The 17,345-nt window shown below is 60.0% G+C and carries 14 protein-coding genes; all 14 read left to right on the plus strand.

Going from position 1 to position 17,345, the window contains the following annotated elements:
* The first annotated feature begins 123 nt into the window (after positions 1-123).
* The 14 genes from AC1Q5S_RS05535 to AC1Q5S_RS05600 all read left to right on the plus strand — a co-directional run bounded on the left by AC1Q5S_RS05535 (position 124) and on the right by AC1Q5S_RS05600 (position 17,315).
* Positions 124-1,617 carry an Arm DNA-binding domain-containing protein gene (locus AC1Q5S_RS05535; protein WP_008903534.1) on the plus strand — a complete coding sequence of 498 codons (1,494 nt, stop codon included), beginning with the start codon at positions 124-126 and terminating at the stop codon, positions 1,615-1,617.
* Positions 1,618-1,882: 265 nt separating this feature from the next.
* Complete coding sequence (locus AC1Q5S_RS05540; protein WP_008904203.1) at positions 1,883-2,386, plus strand: hypothetical protein; 504 nt, start codon at positions 1,883-1,885, stop codon at positions 2,384-2,386.
* A 40-nt stretch (positions 2,387-2,426) separates the two neighbouring features.
* Positions 2,427-2,813 carry a hypothetical protein gene (locus AC1Q5S_RS05545; RefSeq protein ID WP_085942523.1) on the plus strand — a complete coding sequence of 129 codons (387 nt, stop codon included), beginning with the start codon at positions 2,427-2,429 and terminating at the stop codon, positions 2,811-2,813.
* 28 nt (positions 2,814-2,841) lie between these two features.
* Positions 2,842-3,402 (plus strand): hypothetical protein, encoded by a 561-nt coding sequence (locus AC1Q5S_RS05550; protein WP_008904200.1) that lies wholly within the window; start codon positions 2,842-2,844, stop codon positions 3,400-3,402.
* 31 nt (positions 3,403-3,433) lie between these two features.
* Complete coding sequence (locus AC1Q5S_RS05555) at positions 3,434-3,688, plus strand: hypothetical protein (protein WP_008904199.1); 255 nt, start codon at positions 3,434-3,436, stop codon at positions 3,686-3,688.
* Between the two features lie 72 nt (positions 3,689-3,760).
* The gene (locus tag AC1Q5S_RS05560; protein ID WP_492238462.1) at positions 3,761-5,716 is read left to right on the plus strand and encodes a P-loop NTPase family protein; all 1,956 of its coding nucleotides are present in this window, start codon (positions 3,761-3,763) and stop codon (positions 5,714-5,716) included.
* Positions 5,717-5,886: 170 nt separating this feature from the next.
* Positions 5,887-7,437, plus strand: a complete 1,551-nt coding sequence (locus AC1Q5S_RS05565) for a class I SAM-dependent DNA methyltransferase (RefSeq protein ID WP_348683972.1) — start codon at positions 5,887-5,889, stop codon at positions 7,435-7,437.
* 1 nt (position 7,438) lies between these two features.
* Positions 7,439-8,515: a PDDEXK nuclease domain-containing protein gene (locus AC1Q5S_RS05570; RefSeq protein ID WP_431604002.1), complete on the plus strand. Its 1,077-nt coding sequence runs from the start codon at positions 7,439-7,441 to the stop codon at positions 8,513-8,515.
* Positions 8,505-9,749 (plus strand): restriction endonuclease subunit S, encoded by a 1,245-nt coding sequence (locus tag AC1Q5S_RS05575; RefSeq protein ID WP_492238463.1) that lies wholly within the window; start codon positions 8,505-8,507, stop codon positions 9,747-9,749. The genes AC1Q5S_RS05570 and AC1Q5S_RS05575 overlap by 11 nt, the downstream gene beginning before the upstream one ends.
* Positions 9,750-9,947: 198 nt before the next feature.
* Positions 9,948-11,132 carry an AAA family ATPase gene (locus AC1Q5S_RS05580; protein ID WP_348707521.1) on the plus strand — a complete coding sequence of 395 codons (1,185 nt, stop codon included), beginning with the start codon at positions 9,948-9,950 and terminating at the stop codon, positions 11,130-11,132.
* Positions 11,133-11,170: 38 nt separating this feature from the next.
* Positions 11,171-11,710: a DUF4276 family protein gene (locus tag AC1Q5S_RS05585; protein WP_348707519.1), complete on the plus strand. Its 540-nt coding sequence runs from the start codon at positions 11,171-11,173 to the stop codon at positions 11,708-11,710.
* 170 nt (positions 11,711-11,880) lie between these two features.
* Positions 11,881-12,006: a hypothetical protein gene (locus AC1Q5S_RS05590; RefSeq protein WP_348707517.1), complete on the plus strand. Its 126-nt coding sequence runs from the start codon at positions 11,881-11,883 to the stop codon at positions 12,004-12,006.
* Between the two features lie 92 nt (positions 12,007-12,098).
* Entirely contained in the window at positions 12,099-14,114 is a 2,016-nt protein-coding gene (locus AC1Q5S_RS05595) for an RNA/DNA-binding domain-containing protein (RefSeq protein ID WP_348707515.1), read from the plus strand.
* Between the two features lie 93 nt (positions 14,115-14,207).
* Positions 14,208-17,315 carry a type I restriction endonuclease subunit R gene (locus AC1Q5S_RS05600; protein WP_492238464.1) on the plus strand — a complete coding sequence of 1,036 codons (3,108 nt, stop codon included), beginning with the start codon at positions 14,208-14,210 and terminating at the stop codon, positions 17,313-17,315.
* The last annotated feature ends 30 nt before the right edge of the window (positions 17,316-17,345 follow it).

Below are 17,345 nucleotides of genomic sequence, written 5' to 3' on the forward strand. Positions count from 1 at the left end.
GGTTAGGGTTAGTACGTGGATCAGTTTTAGATGGAAAACCTGGGGGTTACTGGGTCACTTCTGGATGGAAATCAACACCCACGGGGATGAGCGCCATTCCGATGGCCAATGGAGGTGTACTTCATGGGTAGTATCCGCAACTCAGACACCATGGGCAGCCTGTTCATGGACTTCAGATTTCAGGGCCAGCGGTGCCGGGAGTACACGGCACTGACCGACACCCCAATCAATCGCAAGAAGCTGGCAAAAGTCCTCGCCAAGATCGAGTCCGAGATCAATGCAGGCACCTTCGTATACGCCAACTACTTTCCCAACAGCAAAGCGCTCAAGCGTTTTGCACGGGCAAACCTTGAGAAGGCGGCTCCCACTGCGGTGATGGAGGCGATCGCAGAGTCGGCTGAGATGACGGCCGTAGAGCCGAAGTCGACTGGCCCATTGTTCTGCGAATTCTCGGCCCAATGGTTCAAAGAGCACGAGATCGAATGGCGACGCAGCCATATCCGATCCCTGCGCTCCACTCTGGACGGTCGACTGATCCCTCACTTCGGACAAAAGGTGGTCAGCAGCATCACCAAATCCGACATCCTTGCCTATCGCGCCACACTCGCCAAAGTAAAAGGTCGCGGAGACAAGGAAGGACTCTCACCCAAACGGATCAACGAGATCATTGGCACGCTTTGCCAGATCATTGACGAAGCCGCCGACCGATTCGAGTTTACGACGCCCACGACCAACATCAAGCGACTCCGAGTGCGCAAGGTCGATGTGGATCCGTTCAGCCTGCAGGATGTACAGAGCATTCTGGCGACCGTCCGTGCGGACTATCGCAACTATTTCACCGTGCGCTTTTTCACCGGAATGCGCACTGGAGAAGTCCATGGCCTCAAATGGCGCTACGTCGATTTCGAGCACCGCCTGATTCGGGTCCGGGAGACCTTCGTTCTTGGAGAGGATGAATACACCAAGACCGACGGCAGCCAGCGCGATATCCAGATGAGCCAGCCGGTAGTCGAGGCCCTCACCAAGCAGTACGAGGTGACGGGAAAACTGTCCGACTACGTGTTCTGCAACCTGATGGGCGCGCCATTGGATAACAAGAACTTCACGGACCGCATCTGGTATCCATTGCTGCGCCATCTGGACATGACTGAACGCAGGCCTTACCAGATGCGCCACACCGCGGCGACCCTGTGGCTGGCTTCCGGTGAAGCGCCCGAATGGATCGCACGCCAGCTCGGCCACACCTCCACTGAAATGCTGTTCAGGGTCTACAGCCGATACGTGCCCAACCTCACGCGCCAGGACGGTTCGGCCATGGAGCGTCTACTGGCCAGTCGGCTTGCCACCGGCAAGGTCTTGCGCATGGACGGCGCTCACCTGCAGCAAGTGGGCGATAGCAACCTATTCGCCGAAGCAGGGGGCAGCGAGCGGGCGCCCATGCCCGTGCCCAAACCCCGAGGCGTTGCGGTTGGAGCCTCAGAACGGGCCCGAACAAACCGGTCACGCACATCGCAGGACATCACCCTGCCCGAACGCCATGCGGGCGAAGACCCGCAACCCCCGCCCCCGGGCGCGATGCGTACTCACGTCAGACGGCTGAACCCGCTGCACGCCTGAGGCCGCACTAAGCCACCGTCGACACCTCCGAGCCCCGCTGGCACCAAGCAGCGGTCTGGGCGGAGCTTTGTCCGACGCAGGCCCCTCGCTGTGTCATCGCCCACCTCATTCACCTTCAGTCTTTCATCGCCAGGAAACCATGAACCCCATCACTGTGCGCCGATATCCCCGAGCCCCATATTCCGAGAGCTGTTACGTGCCACCGGCACCAGCGGCTCCACAGAATAGGTCGTTGACCTCCAGAGTTGAGCAAATTCATGGAGTCGTGAACCTGCTCGATCACCTGCCAGCCTGCGCCAACAAGAGTCTTCGTAGCTTTATCGCCGATGTGTTCGACAAGGCACTTCTTGCGGCGTACTCCATACCGGCGAGGGGCGCCTGGGCACCCGAGTGTTGCCAATCTGCAGAACATTCCCTGCTCGGCTGGAGCCTTCAGATGTCCAAACGCGCCCGACGGTATCCGGCCCTGCACGCATGGGAGCGGGATGTGGCAGTCGCAGCCGCTTTGGTCGCTCCGTGTGGACTGGCGGGCTACCTGCATGACCATCCCGACCGAGACCCTGTGCTAAGCCTGAACAGCGAGGAACGCGAAGAAATTGTCGCGCGGCGCCTTGTGATCCTCGACGCCCCCTTGCGCCGCTTGCGATCACGTGATGCCGAATGCGGCAGCACGTTGGGCGCAGTGCTCGACGTCAGTGGAGACGAAGAGCTCGACCGCCAGCAAGTCGCGCGTATCACCGCCGCCATCGGCTTCATGGCAATCCTCTGACTATGCGCCCCACACGCTGAACAACTGGACCCCAACATCCATGAAACCCACATCCAATCCAATATCCAGGAACGCCTCTTCCGCTGGCTCCACCCCTACCCACTTTGTGCAGGAGCACAAGGGCCTGTGCATCCTGGCGTTGCCAGCAAGCTTTCGCAAAGCGGTCCCCGCAGAGCGCTGGGGGGAGATCCACCGTGAACTGCATGCCCAAGTGCTGGAACTCATTGAGCGACTGCCCGGAGCGGTTCACTTCGTCGCGATGCCCCTGTGCGTAGCCCAGATCACCGGCGACATAGACCCGGCAGAGATCGGTCAGCGGTTGACTCAAGAGGACTTCATCCTCGAGCCCCGCGGGCGGACAGGAGAAACCAGCAGCCGTGCGACCCCCCGCAGGGCAGCCTCCAAGAAAGGAGCCTCCCGTGCGTAATCACCGAGCCCGACAAGGAACTCAGGACATGTTCGGAGCCCCCCAGAGTCAGCGTGCTCTGCAGGTCCAGGCTGAGCAACGTGCCCAGTTGCTCGGGCAACTACCGCTGCTTTCTAACCAGGCGCTGGTGCCATTCGTCACAACGGTTTTTGCATTGGATGAACTGGTCGCCGCATATCTCCTGCCTTTGCGTTCTGCGCCCCGAGAACTGGATGAAGGAGATCCGACTGCACTTTCGCAGTGTTTAGCTGCCATGGGGCGTGCCCGCCGTTGCAGAACCTTGGTCCTCAAATCCAGCTGGGAGCCCGTTGCCGTGGCGCTGTTGGTCAACCCCTGTGGCTACTACCTCTGCCTGCGCGAGCTCATGTTTGGACGTCACTACGTATCGACGCCTGACATGTACCAGCGGATTAGCCATGTCAGGGCAGAGGTGCTGACCAAGCCCCTGCAGGCACTGTGTGAAGCCGACCCCCAGGTCGGACGTTATCTCGCCTGGATCTTGGGGTTTGGTTCCTACAAGGGGCTGGATGTCCGGCGGGCGGTCGACATGCAGAGGGCGGTGTATCGCGAGACGCTATGGATGAGCTGAGACATCGACATGACCACGAAAGGAATCAACGATGCACTGGATCATTCACCTGACGCTCCTGGCGTTGAGCGCCATCAACGCGTATCTCATCTTCCGCAGGGATTGGGATCCCATGGACGCCTGGCTCTTTGTGGCGGGTGCTGCGGTGGCGCTACTCCTCACGTTACTCCTGCATCTGCTCTTGAAGGTCAGGTCCGAGGAGCGCATCGCGCTCCTGCACGAAGTGGCCAAGACGGCTAAAGCCGATCTGGTCGCCTTCCTGAAACTGCTTCGCTTCTGGCGTTGATAGCGATCTCCATTCCATGTCGGTCGCGCGAGATGTGACCGGTGCAGAACCCAAACAGAAATTTCCATCACCATGAGAACAACGAACATTCAATTGCGCGCGCACATCTGCGAACGCAGCGCCCAGCTACGACGCATCGCTGCCGAGCTCAAGACCGAGCTTTTTGGGATTGATGACATCATCGATCGCGTGATCGACACAATACGGGCGTGGTACGTCCTGCCCGACATCATCAACCGGCCAGTCATCGTGAACCTGTGGGGACTCACCGGTACGGGCAAGACCCAACTCATTCGCAGCCTGTCCAAAAAGCTCGGGTTCTATGACCGCCTGATCGAAGTTCAGATGGACGGCTATTCCAACGGAGGAGGGGTGTCGATCGGCTCCATGTTGTCGGACTCCGCGATCGCCGAGGGCACTCCCGGAATCCTCGTGCTCGATGAATTCCAACGATTCAGGACCATTGACCGCGAGGGGCGCGAGCGCAAGGTCGAGCACTACATGGACGTGTGGGGCTTGCTCTCCGACGGGAAATTGCCTCCCAACATTAGCTTCCTTGGGGATATTGAGCGCAGGTTGGCCGAGGCTGCATATCGTGACGAACACAAGCGGGTTGGCGTGAAGTCGGATGCTGACGAGGAGGATGTGGTCGTTGGGCTGTTCGCGCGAACGCCCCGCAATGATCTTACGAAGTTCGCTCTGCCGCCGTATCAGGCCCAGGAATTTAAAGCGATGTTGAAGCTCAAGGAGTCCATCATGGAGATCATGACCTGGTCTCCGCAGGATCTCCACAGTCGCTTGGTTGACTTCATGCAGGACCCCCATGCGTGGGAGACAGATTACTCGAAACTGCTGATTTTTGTCTGCGGCAATCTGGATGAGATGTATGCAGATGCCGCAAGTCGCGTGGAAGACTGCGACACGGATGCTGATGTGTTCCATGCCATGACCCGCAAGCTTTCGCTCATTGATGTGAAGCGGGCGTTGAGTGAGCGCTTCAAGCCCGAGCAAATTGCCCGTCTTGGCAACAACCACGTCGTCTATCCCAGTCTGAACCGCTCGACCTACCAAAAGCTCATCGAGGTAGCGGTGCACGGGTACTTGCAGGAAATCGAGGCGTCCAGTGGACTGCGCTTTGAAGTGACCGATGCGGTCAGGGAGCAGATCTACGCCAATTCGGTGTTTCCCACCCAGGGCACCCGTCCGGTTTTCTCTTCCGTGCATGGTCTGATGAGTGCACCTCTGGTGGACTTCACACTCTGGGCGCTGGAGCAGGGCGCCGGGCCAGGTGAGGAGCTGACCATAGATGTCGACCCAGATGCCGGACTACTGATCGCGCGATGGGGCCACCGGATACATACCGTACCCGTAGCGTTTGAGATCAGCAAGCTTCGTCAGCGACCCGACCCAGACATGCGGGCAGTTCTGGCGGTGCACGAAGCGGGGCATGGTCTGATATACGCCTTGCTCTTCCGGCAGGCTCCGCTGGAAATTCGCATCAACATGGCGACCTTCTCCGGGGGCTACAACAGCTTCAATGCGCTCAAAGTCAAAACCCGCGGCAATCTGCTCGACGCGGTGTGTGTTGCGCTCTCAGGTCGCGCTGCCGAAGAGATGGTGTTTGGCATGGAGTCGCTGAGCTCGGGCAGTGAGAACGATCTCAAGCTGGCGACGCAGCAAATGGCCGCCTTTATCCGGCATGCCGCGTTTGGTAAGCGCATCAGCCATGTGGATGTCAGCACGGAGGCCGGGGAGGATATCAACACGGATGTGGCCGGTACCAATTCAGAAATTGAAGCAGGTCTGCAGACCCAGTACGAACGTGCGCAGACCCTGCTCGCTGAAAACCGGGCTATCTATCTTCGGATGGTCAACGAGCTCATCAACGAAGGTCAACTGGCGCCGCAGAAGATCCGGGAGTGGTTGGGACTGTCGCAGCCGGAGGTGCCCAAGGATGCGTTGGAGCCATTTGATGCAAAGTTGAGAGAGTTCGAACGACGCCATTCCCAACGGCTCACGAGTGTCTAGGGAATCCGGGGCGATTCATCCAATTTGAAGCACTGCGCCCTCAAGACAGTTGACCGAGCGCAGGGACCTGTATCCATCTGTGATCGTGACGGTAAGATGGGACGAGTGATTTCTATGCGTCCAACCCGCTCTTTTGAGCCGGGTTGTGCGGCCAAATTCTCTCAGCCTCCATGCTCGACGACATCAAAAAAACCCTCTGGGCCACCGCCGACAAGCTGCGCGCCAACATGGACGCCGCCGAATACAAGCACCTGGTGCTCGGCCTCATCTTCGTCAAATACATCTCCGACACCTTTGCCGCCCGCCGTGCCGAGCTGACGGCCCGCCTCACCAACCCCGACGACGAATACTTCTATGGCGACGCTGACCCCGCCGACATCGAAGCCGAACTGGAAGACCGGGACTACTACAAAGAGGTCAACGTCTTCTGGGTGCCCGAAGGTGCGCGATGGGAAGCCCTGCGCAACGCCGCCAAGCAGCCCGACATTGGCAAGCGCATTGATAACGCACTGACCCACATCGAGGTTGAAAACCCCAAGCTCAAAGGCATCCTCGACAAGCGCTACGCCCGTGCGCAGTTGCCCGATGGCAAGCTGGGCGAGCTGGTGGACTTGGTATCTACCATCGGCTTTGGGGCCGACCCCGCCGTGGCCCGCGACGTGCTGGGCCAGGTGTACGAATACTTTCTGGGCATGTTCGCCAGTGCCGAGGGCAAGCGGGGCGGGCAGTTCTACACGCCCGCCAGCATTGTCAAAACCCTGGTCGCCATCCTGGCGCCGCACGAAGGCAAGGTGTACGACCCCTGCTGCGGCTCAGGCGGCATGTTTGTTCAGTCTGAAAAGTTCATCGAAGCCCATGGTGGAAAAATTGGCGACGTGTCCATCTACGGCCAGGAGGCCAACCCCACCACTTGGCGCCTGGCCGCCATGAACCTGGCCATTCGCGGCATCGACTACAACCTGGGCCGCGAGCCTGCCGACACCTTCACCCGCAACCAGCACCCCGACCTGCGGGCCGACTACATCCTGGCCAACCCGCCCTTCAACATCAGCGACTGGTGGCACGGTAGCCTGGAAGGCGACCCGCGCTGGGAATATGGCGACCCACCCCACGGCAACGCCAACTACGCCTGGTTGCAGCACATGCTGCACCACCTCAAACCCACGGGCCGCGCAGGCATTGTGTTGGCCAACGGCAGCATGAGCAGCAGCCAGAACAGCGAAGGCGTGATCCGCGCGGCCATGGTCGATGCCGATGTGGTCGAAGTCATGGTGGCCCTGCCCGGCCAGTTGTTCTTCAACACCCAGATTCCCGCCTGCCTGTGGTTTTTGGCCAAGCAAAAGACGCGCAAGGGCGAGGTGCTGTTCATTGATGCCCGCAAGCTGGGCCGCATGATCAGCCGCGTGCAGGCCGAGCTGACGGATGAGACGATTGCCCGCATCGAAGCCGTGGTGGCCGCCTGGCGCGGCGAACCGAGCGCAGGCAGTTATGAAGACGTGAAAGGCTTTTGCCGCAGCGTGCCTCTGGCAGAGATCGCGCAGCACGGCCATGTGCTCACCCCCGGCCGCTACGTGGGCGCGGAAGACGTGGAAGACGACGACGAAGCCTTTGCCGACAAGATGCAGAAGCTCACCGAGAAGCTGGGCGAGCAGATGGCCAAGGGTGTGGAGCTGGATGCGGTGATTCGGGCGAAGCTGGGGGGGCTGGGGTATGAGTTCTGACTTGACCACCCTGACCCCCGAATACCGCCAGTGGCTGGCCGAGCTGAAGGCCCGCTATCGCCAGGTACAGCTCAAAGCGGCGGTTGCAGTCAACACGGCCATGCTGCAGTTTTATTGGGAACTGGGCACCGACATGGTGGCCAAGCAGACCCAGTTTGCCTGGGGCAGCGGCTTTTTGCGCCAGATCAGCGCCGACCTGATGCGCGAGTTCCCCGAGGTGAAGGGGTTTTCCAAGCGCAATCTGGAGCAGATACGGCGCTGGTACAGCTTCTGGAATGCCTCACCAGCAATTGCGCAGCAGGCTGCTTCGCAATTGATGGGGATTCCTTGGTGGCACCACGTCACCATCCTGACCAAGTGCAAACAGCCGGACGAGGCGCTGTACTACGTGCAAGCCACGCAAACTTACGGCTGGAGCCGCAGCGTGCTGACCCACCAGATCGAAAGCGGCCTATGGCAGCGCGAGGGCAAGGCCATCACCAACTTTGCGCAGACCCTGCCCGCCGTGCAATCCGACTTGGCGGTGCAACTGCTCAAAGACCCGTACCAGTTTGACTTTCTCTCCCTGACCCCAGAACACACCGAACGCGAGCTGGAAACCGCCCTCATCGAGCATGTGACGCAGTTTTTGCTGGAGCTGGGCGCAGGCTTTGCCTACATGGGCCGCCAGGTGCCGCTGCAAGTGGGCGAGCGCGATTTCTTCTTGGATTTGCTTTTCTATCACGCACGCCTGCACTGCTACGTGGTGGTCGAGCTGAAAACCGTGGACTTCGAGCCCGAGTTTGCGGGCAAGCTCAATTTCTACCTGAAAGCCGTGGACGAACAACTGCGCCGCGAGGGCGACCAGCCCACCATCGGCCTGCTGCTGTGCAAAAGCAAAGACCGACTGGTGGCCGAATACGCGCTGAGCGATATGCAAAAGCCGATGGGCCTTGCGACCTACAACCTCAGCCATACCCTGCCCGAGGCACTGCGGGGGCAGCTGCCCAGCATTGAGCAATTGGAGCGGGAGTTAGGGCTGGATGCTGCGGGTGGCGATGATTCGGGCGAAGCTGGGGGGCTGGGGTATGAGTTCTGAGTGGGCAAGTGGCAAGCTGGGTGATTTCATCGAACTCAAAAGAGGGTATGACCTCCCACAGGCCAAACGTGAGCCTGGAAAAGTGCCCTTGGTTTCATCATCGGGCGTTAGTGATCGCCACAGCGTGGCGATGGTGAACGGCCCTGGCGTTGTAACCGGTCGATATGGAACGATTGGACAAGTTTTCTATGTCCAAGAAGATTTCTGGCCGCTAAACACCACTCTTTACGTGCGCGACTTCAAGGGCAACGATCCGCAGTTCATCCACTACTTTCTGAAAATAGTCGATTTTTTTGCTTATTCGGACAAGGCGGCAGTGCCCGGCGTGAACCGCAATCACCTGCATGAGGCTTTGGTAGTTGTTCCGCCGATTGATTCCCAGAAAAGCATTGCTCAATTCTTAGGTGCTCTCGACGACCGCATCACCCTCCTGCGCGAAACCAACGCCACGCTCGAAGCCATCGCCCAGGCTCTGTTCAAGTCCTGGTTCGTCGATTTCGACCCCGTGCGCGCCAAGATGGAAGGCCGCCCGCCCGAAGGCATGGATGAGGCCACCGCAGCGCTGTTTCCCGATGGGTTTGAAGCGTCGGAGTTGGGGGAGGTGCCGAGGGGGTGGCTGTTGCAGACATTCCGCGACACTATCCAAATCATCGGTGGCGGCACTCCAAAAACCTCCAATCCGGATTTTTGGGGTGGTGACATTCCTTGGTTCTCCGTGGTTGATGCGCCCGGGCCATCTGACGTATTTGTGATCGACACAGAAAAGCACATCACGGAAGCGGGATTGCATGGGTCATCCACCAAACTGCTGCCCGCTGGCACAACCATCATTTCAGCTCGCGGAACTGTTGGAAAGCTGGCTCTTTCCGGACGGTCTATGGCAATGAATCAATCTTGCTACGGGTTACGAGGCAAGGCGGGCGATACCTACTTCACCTACTTCAGCGCAACGCGTTTGGTACAGCAGTTGCAGCAGCGAGCACACGGCTCCGTCTTTGACACCATCACACAAGAGACCTTTTCAGGCGTGTATGTCGCTTGTCCCCAAGCTCCAGTAATCCAAGCGTTTGATGCAGCCGTGGATGCGCTGATGGCTCGAATCCGAGCAAACCTGTTCCAAGCCCAAACCCTCTCCTCCCTCCGCGACACCCTGCTCCCCCGCCTGATCTCCGGCCAGCTGCGCCTGCCCGAAGCCCAGGCCGCCACCGAGGCCGCCCTGGGCGGTGCGCTGTAAGTATGAATGCTTTGTTTTTGATAGCTGCTTGCGCTTGCTCCATAAGCGCTAGAGCCGTTTTTTACTTCAAGTGTCTTGTCGGCCTGGCCCGCTGGGGGCAGCTCTGCGCACGGCCTGCCGGTGCCGCTTGGGGGGCTGGCCCACAATGCAGCCAGCGCCGCACGCGTGCGGCGGCGTCCCTGACCCTGGAGCCTGCGTATGCAAATTGAGTCCATCGAAATCAAGAACTACCGGCTGTTTCGCCACGCCAAGCTCAGCACCATTCCGCGCTTGTGTGTGCTGGTAGGTGCCAATGGCACGGGCAAGTCCACGTTGTTTGATGTGTTCTCGTTCCTCAAGGACGCACTGGCCATGAACGTGGGCAAGGCGGTGAGCAAGCGCGGCGGCTTCAAGGAGTTGGCGAGCCGGGGCTTTGCCCACGAGCCGATTGAGCTGACGCTGCAGTTTCGGCTGGAGATCACGGGCAAGGAGCGGCTGGTGACCTACCAGTTGCGCGTCGAGCCCGACATGATGGGCCGCGCCGTGGTGGCGCGCGAGGTGCTGCGCTACAAGCGCGGGCCGCACGGCAAGCCGTTTCACTTTTTGGACTTTGCGCTGGGCCAGGGCTATGCCATTACCAATGAGGAAGACTTCTCCAAAAAAGACGAAGACCTGACCCGCGAGGTGCAGGCGCTGGACGCGCCCGATATTTTGGCGGTGAAGGGCCTGGGGCAGTTTGACCGCTTCAAGGCGGCCAGCGCGCTGCGGCTGATGATTGAGAACTGGCACATCTCGGACTTTCATGTGTCAGAGGCGCGGCCCAGCCAGGAGGATGGCTTTGCCGAACACCTCTCCACCCGGGGTGACAACCTGCCGCTGGTGGCGAACTTTCTGTTTGAGCACCACCCGGATGCTTTTGCGCGCATTCTGGAGGCCATGAAGGCCCGTGTGCCCGGCGTATCCCTGGTGGAGCCCCGCCAGACGGAGGATGGGCGGCTGGTGCTCCGGTTTCAGGATGGCAGCTTCAAAGACCCTTTTGTGGCACGCCATGTGTCCGACGGCACCATCAAGATGTTTGCCTATTTGGTGCTGCTCAATGACCCGCAGCCCTACCCACTGCTGGCAGTAGAGGAGCCCGAGAATCAGCTCTACCCCGAGTTGCTGCCGGAGTTGGCGGAAGAGTTTCGCAGCTATGCCCAGCGCGGCGGGCAGGTGTTTATCTCTTCACATTCTCCCGACTTTTTGAATGCGCTGAAGCTGGAAGAGATTTACTGCCTGCGCAAGGTACAGGGCTTCACGCAGATCAGCCGCGCGGCGGAGTCAGCCAACTTGCAGGCGCTGGTGGATGCGGGTGATTTGCCGGGCGCGCTGTGGAAACAGGGTCTGCTGGAGGGCTTGAACTGATGGCGGGGCGGCTGGTGTTTTTGCTGGAAGAGCCCTCGATGAAGCTGTTGCTGGAAGGGCTGCTGCCCCGCCTGATGCCCGGTTGGGTGGCTGGGCAACACTTTTTGTGTGTGCCGCACGAGGGCAAGTCAGACCTGGACAGAAGCATTCCGCGCAAGCTCAGTGCGTGGCAGATTCCGGGGGATAGGTTTGTGGTGGTACGCGACAACGACGGGGCAGATTGCGGGGATGTGCTGCACAAGCTCCAGTCCATGTGCCGCGCCGCTGGCCGCCCCGACACCTTGGTGCGGCTGGCCTGCCAGGAGCTGGAAGCCTGGTATCTCGGCGATCTGCAAGCCGTGGCCGCAGCCTTCGCCCACCCCAAGGCCGACAGCGCAGCACATCGCAAAAAGTTTGCAGACCCCGATGCATGGCGAAAGCCGTCGGTGGAACTGGAGCGTTTGGTGCCGCGCTTTCAAAAAGGAGCTGGCGCCCGTGCCATGGCCCAGCACCTGCGTGAGCCAGAGCACAACCAATCACACAGCTACGGCAAGTTTGTGGGCGGGGTGCGCCGAGTTGCGGGGGAGATGGGGCTGTGATGGAAACGCGGATCGAACCGGAGGAGGCGGGGCTGATCAAGACCGACGAGTCGGACACGACCTCCACGCACTACGCGCACTATCTGCCGTTCTGGGCCTGAAAAGTGCTTAAACGCAAACCTTTTATCAGCGAGGGGTGCTTGAAAAATTCATACATATCAAGGGTTTACGTGTTTAAACGCAAACTCGCTTACGCCACCCTCCGCGACACCCTGCTCCCCCGCCTGATCTCCGGCCAGCTGCGCCTGCCCGAAGCCCAGGCCGGCACCGAGGCCGCCCTGGGCGGTGCCCTGTAGGCATGATTGCTCTGCTTTTTATAGCTGCTTGCGCTTATCCATAAAGCGCTAGCGTCCAATTTGGCTTAAGAATCTGCTCCAGGACCCGTGTGATGTTCTCACCCACCTCCCTCGAAGACCTGGCCCTGCTGCGCGAAACGGTGGAGCTGGAGTGCAAGCTGGCCCAAGGCCAGAACGGCCAGGGCGAGGTGCCCAAGGATTTCTGGCCCACCTACTCGGCCATGGCCAACGCCCACGGCGGCGTGGTGCTGCTGGGCGTGCGGGAGAAGGATGGGGTGTTCTCCATTGCGGGCATTCCCAACCCGGCGAAGGTGCGGGCAGACCTGTTCAACAACCTGAACAACCCGGGCAAGGTGAGCGCCAATCTGCTGACCGACGCCGATGTGCAGGAGTGGGTGCTGGGGGACAAGAGCATTTTGGTGGTGCGCATTCCGCAGGCCATGCGCAAGCAAAGGCCGGTGTTCCTCAACGGCCAGCCGTTCGGCCATACGTACAAGCGGCTCAACGACGGAGACCGGCCGTGTGATGAAGAGACGGTCAAGCGTATGCTGGCCGAGCAGGTGGAGGATGAGCGCGATGCCCGAATTCTGCCGGGCTTTGGTATGGGGGACATTGATGGCGAGAGCTTGCGCATCTACCGCCAGATGCTCAAAGACGAAAAGCCAGGTCACCCTTATCTGGAGCAAGACGACTTTACCTTTTTGACCAGCCTGCGCGGCTGGCGGCGTGACCGCCAGACAGGCCAGGAGGGAATGACGCTGGCGGGCCTACTGATGTTTGGCACCTGGGCGGCCATCCAGGAGGCCGCGCCGCACTATTTTCTGGACTATCAAGAGCGTCCAGAGGCCAAAACCGAATTGCGTTGGGTTGACCGATTGGTACCTGATGGTACCTGGACGGGCAATCTTTTCGAGTTTTACCGCCGGGTGTACCGAAAGCTGGTGGCCGACCTGAAAGTTCCGTTTTCGCTCAAAGACGGCCAAAGGCAAGACGACACGCCGGTACACGTCGCCTTGCGTGAAGCGTTGGTCAACACCCTGGTGCATGCGGACTACACGGGCCGGGTGTCGGTGTTGGTGGTCAAGCGGCCAGACATGTTCGGCTTTCGCAACCCTGGTTTGCTTCGGCTGCCTGTGGAGCAGGTGATTCGGGGTGGCGAGAGCGATTGCCGCAATCGCATCCTGCATCAAATGTTCTTGCTCATTGGCCTGGGTGAACGTGGGGGCTCGGGCATGCCCAAAATTTACAGCGGCTGGCAAAGCTGCCACTGGCGTCAGCCGCTGCTGAGGGAAAAGGACATGCCAGAGCAAACCTTGCTGGAATTGCACATGCTGGATTTGCTGCCACCTGCGGTGCTGGACGCACTGCGGGCGCGGTTTGGTGCATCGTTCGATCAGGTGGGGGCGCTCGACAGAATGATTCTGTCCACGGCCGTGATCGAAGGTGTGGTCAACCATGCGCGCATGACCGAGATTTCCCCCCAGCATCCTCATGACATCAGCTTGGCGCTGGCACGGTTGGAGCGTGATGGGATGTTGCTCTCCCAAGGCCAGTCTCGTGGCAAGGTTTATTACTTGCCGGGCGCGGCTCCCGTTACCCCGGAGCAGGTATTTCCCGCAGCGTTCAGCTTCGGTAGTAATGGCACTAGCTCCGGTAGTAGCACTGCAAGCTCCGGTACTAAGGAGGATACCTCCGGTAGTGATCAGCCCGTGCGGCCGGAGCAGGCCACGCCTCGCACTACGGAGGGCGTCAACACCCACACTGCAACCAGGGATGAGCACGGTTGTCTACTGTCGCCCTTGCTGGATGCGCCCGTCTTGGATGATCTCAGCGCCCTTTCAGATACATTGAAGGACGACCTGTTGCGGCGAGCCGCCCTACCCCGGGGTAAGGCACGGTTGGAGCGTCCAGCCATGGTGGAGGTAATCTTGTCGGTATGCGAAGGACGGTATGTGCGGCTCAGTGCATTGGCTGAGCTTTTAAACCGGGATCCAGACGGTTTGCGCAAAGGCTATTTGGACGCATTGGTCAGGGAGCATCGCATTCGGCGCGCATTTCCTGGTACGCCAACCCATGAGTTGCAGTCCTATCGGAAAGCCGAAGAATGATCGGGGGGCTTTCTGCGGGGGCCTGCAACAGGTACCTGCGCTACATCGAGCTGATGAAGCTGTAGCCACAGGACAAAAAAGCGAGAGGGAGCCGTGACCGAAGACCAACTGGAACGCGAAACGCTGGCCTGGCTGCAAGACGTGGGCTACACCCACCGCTACGGGCCTGACATTGCCTTTGACGGCACCACGCCAGAGCGCGCGGACTACCGGCAGGTGCTGCTGCCCTTTCGGCTGCGCGAGGCCATCAACCGCCTGAACCCCAGCATTCCAGTGGCTGCCCGCGAAGACGCCATCAAGCGCGTCACGGATCTGGGCATCCCCTCCTTGCTGTCGGCCAACCGCGCGTTCCACAAAATGTTGGTGGGCGGTGTCCCCGTCCAGTATCAAAAGGATGGCGAGACACGCGGCGACTTCGTGCGTCTGATCGACTGGGCACACCCCGAGAAGAATGAATGGTGGGCGGTCAACCAGTTCACCATCAAAGGCCCGCACAAAACCCGGCGCCCTGACATCATCCTGTTCGTCAACGGTCTGCCGCTGGTGCTGCTGGAACTCAAAAACCCCGCCGACGAGAACGCCAACATCTGGAAAGCCTTCGACCAGATCGAGACGTACAAAGAGCAGATACCGGACGTGTTCCAGTACAACGAGGTGCTGGTGATCTCGGACGGCACCGACGCGCTGATGGGTTCGCTGTCTGCCAACGCCGAGCGCTTTATGGCTTGGCGCACGATTGATGGAGTAAACCTCGACCCACTGGGGCAGTTTCAAGAACTGCAAACCCTGGTGCGTGGTGTGCTGACCCCACAGTACCTGCTGGACTACATCCGTTACTTTGTCCTGTTCGAGGACGACGGTCAGCTCGTCAAGAAGATTGCAGGCTACCACCAGTTCCATGCTGTGCGTGCAGCCATCGAAGAAGTGGTGACCGCCTCCCGGCCCGGAGCTTCCCGCAAGGGCGGTGTGGTGTGGCATACCCAGGGCAGCGGCAAGAGCATCACCATGACCTGCTTTGCCGCCCGTGTGATGCAAGAAGCCGCGATGGAGAACCCCACCATCGTGGTCATCACCGATCGCAACGACCTCGATGGACAGTTGTTTGGCGTGTTCAGCCTGGCCCAAGACCTGTTGCGCGAGCAGCCGACACAAGCGTTAACCCGCCCGGACTTACGCGCCAAGCTGGGCAATCGCCCCTCCGGTGGCATCATCTTTGCCACCATCCAGAAGTTCATGCCGGGGGAGGATGAAGATACCTTCCCGGTGCTGTCCGAGCGCAGCAACATCGTGGTGATCGCGGACGAAGCTCACCGCACCCAATACGGGTTCAAGGCCACCCTCAAAGGCAAGCCCGGAGAGGAGAAATACCAGGCGGGCTACGCCCAGCACCTGCGCGATGCGCTACCCAACGCCACGTTCGTAGGCTTTACCGGAACCCCGGTCAGCAGTACCGACCACGACACCCGAGCAGTGTTTGGTGAGTACATCCACGTCTACGACATGCAGCAGGCCAAGGAAGATGGCGCCACCGTGGCCATCTACTACGAGTCCCGCCTGGCCAAGCTGCGCCTCAAAGACGAAGACCTGCCCAGCATTGACGACGAAGTGGACGAGCTGGCCGAGGACGAGGAAGAAAGTACCCAGGCCAAACTCAAAAGCCGATGGGCCGCCCTGGAAAAAATCGTAGGCGCCGAACCCCGCGTTGCCAGTGTGGCCGCCGATCTGGTGGCGCACTTTGAAGAACGCAGCACCGCCCAATCCGGCAAAGCCATGGTGGTGGCCATGAGCCGCGACATCTGCGTTCACCTCTACAACGAGATCATCAAGCTGCGGCCCGACTGGCACGACCCAGACCCCGAGAAAGGCGCAATCAAGATCGTGATGACCGGCTCCGCCAGCGACAAAGCCCTGCTGCGCCCCCATATCTACGACGGCAAGGTCAAAAAACGACTGGAAAAGCGCTTCAAAGACCCCGCCGACCCGCTCCGCCTGGTGATCGTGCGCGACATGTGGCTCACCGGCTTCGATGCCCCCTGCGTTCACACCCTGTACGTGGACAAGCCCATGAAGGGCCATAACCTCATGCAGGCGATTGCCCGCGTGAACCGGGTCTTCAAGGGCAAGCAAGGCGGCCTGGTGGTGGACTACATCGGCATTGGCAACGAACTCAAAGCCGCCATGAAGGAGTACACCGCCAGCAAAGGCCGGGGCACTCCCACCGTAGATGCCCGCGAGGCGTATAGCGTCCTCATGGAAAAGCTCGATGTCCTGCAATCCATGCTGCATGGCTGCGATTACAGCGACTTCCTCACTGGGGGGCACCAGACCCTGGCACGAGCTGCCAACCACGTCCTGGGCCTGCGGGAAGAAGGTGGCAAGGATGGCAAACGCCGCTTTGCTGATACCACGCTGGCACTGACCCAAGCCTTCTCCCTGTGCTGCACCCTGGACGAAGCCAAGGCTGTGCGGGAAGAAGTCGCCTTCATGCAGGCTGTGAAGGTCATCCTGACCAAGCGGGACATCACCGCTAAAAAGCGCACCGACGAACAGCGCGACGAAGCCATCCGCCAGATCATCAGTAACGCCGTCGTGTCCGACCAGGTGGTGGACATCTTTGATGCCGTGGGCCTGGACAAACCCAACATTGGGCTGCTGGACGATGAATTCCTGGCCCAGGTGAAAAACCTGCCCGAGAAGAACCTGGCGGTTGAACTACTGGAACGCTTGCTCGAAGGCGAGATCAAGAGCCGCTTCGGCAGCAACGTGGTGCAGGAAAAGAAGTTCTCCGATCTGCTGGGCAACGTGATCAAGCGCTACCAGAACCGCTCCATTGAAACCGCGCAGGTCATGGAAGAACTGGTCGAGATGGCCAAGAAGTTCCGCGAGGCCGCCAGCCGGGGCGAGTTGCTGGGGCTGACCGAGGACGAGGTGCGCTTTTACGATGCCCTGGCCACCAATGAATCAGCGGTCAGAGAACTGACCGACGAAACCCTCAAGAAGATTGCCCATGAGCTGACCGAGAACCTGCGCCAGAACCTGACGGTGGACTGGTCCGAGCGTGAGAGTGTGCGGGCCAAACTGCGACTGATGGTCAAGCGGGTCTTGCGCAAGTACAAGTACCCGCCAGACTTGCAGGAAGAGGCGGTGGACTTGGTGCTGCGGCAAGCGCAGGTGTTTGGAGACAACTGGGGCAGCACCTAGCCGGACTCCGGGGCGAACCGACGCGCCAAT

This window comes from Acidovorax sp. GW835-FHT14B10 (genome assembly GCF_058793725.1).

Bases quoted from the DNA above. Each gene is read 5' to 3' on its own strand.
- AC1Q5S_RS05550 (WP_008904200.1), top strand. From the start codon at position 2,842: ATGTTCGGAGCCCCCCAGAGTCAGCGTGCTCTGCAGGTCCAGGCTGAG.
- AC1Q5S_RS05565 (WP_348683972.1), top strand. From the start codon at position 5,887: ATGCTCGACGACATCAAAAAAACCCTCTGGGCCACCGCCGACAAGCTG.
- AC1Q5S_RS05555 (WP_008904199.1), top strand. From the start codon at position 3,434: ATGCACTGGATCATTCACCTGACGCTCCTGGCGTTGAGCGCCATCAAC.
- AC1Q5S_RS05560 (WP_492238462.1), top strand. From the start codon at position 3,761: ATGAGAACAACGAACATTCAATTGCGCGCGCACATCTGCGAACGCAGC.
- AC1Q5S_RS05545 (WP_085942523.1), top strand. From the start codon at position 2,427: ATGAAACCCACATCCAATCCAATATCCAGGAACGCCTCTTCCGCTGGC.
- AC1Q5S_RS05580 (WP_348707521.1), top strand. From the start codon at position 9,948: ATGCAAATTGAGTCCATCGAAATCAAGAACTACCGGCTGTTTCGCCAC.
- AC1Q5S_RS05595 (WP_348707515.1), top strand. From the start codon at position 12,099: ATGTTCTCACCCACCTCCCTCGAAGACCTGGCCCTGCTGCGCGAAACG.
- AC1Q5S_RS05535 (WP_008903534.1), top strand. From the start codon at position 124: ATGGGTAGTATCCGCAACTCAGACACCATGGGCAGCCTGTTCATGGAC.
- AC1Q5S_RS05585 (WP_348707519.1), top strand. From the start codon at position 11,171: ATGAAGCTGTTGCTGGAAGGGCTGCTGCCCCGCCTGATGCCCGGTTGG.
- AC1Q5S_RS05575 (WP_492238463.1), top strand. From the start codon at position 8,505: ATGAGTTCTGAGTGGGCAAGTGGCAAGCTGGGTGATTTCATCGAACTC.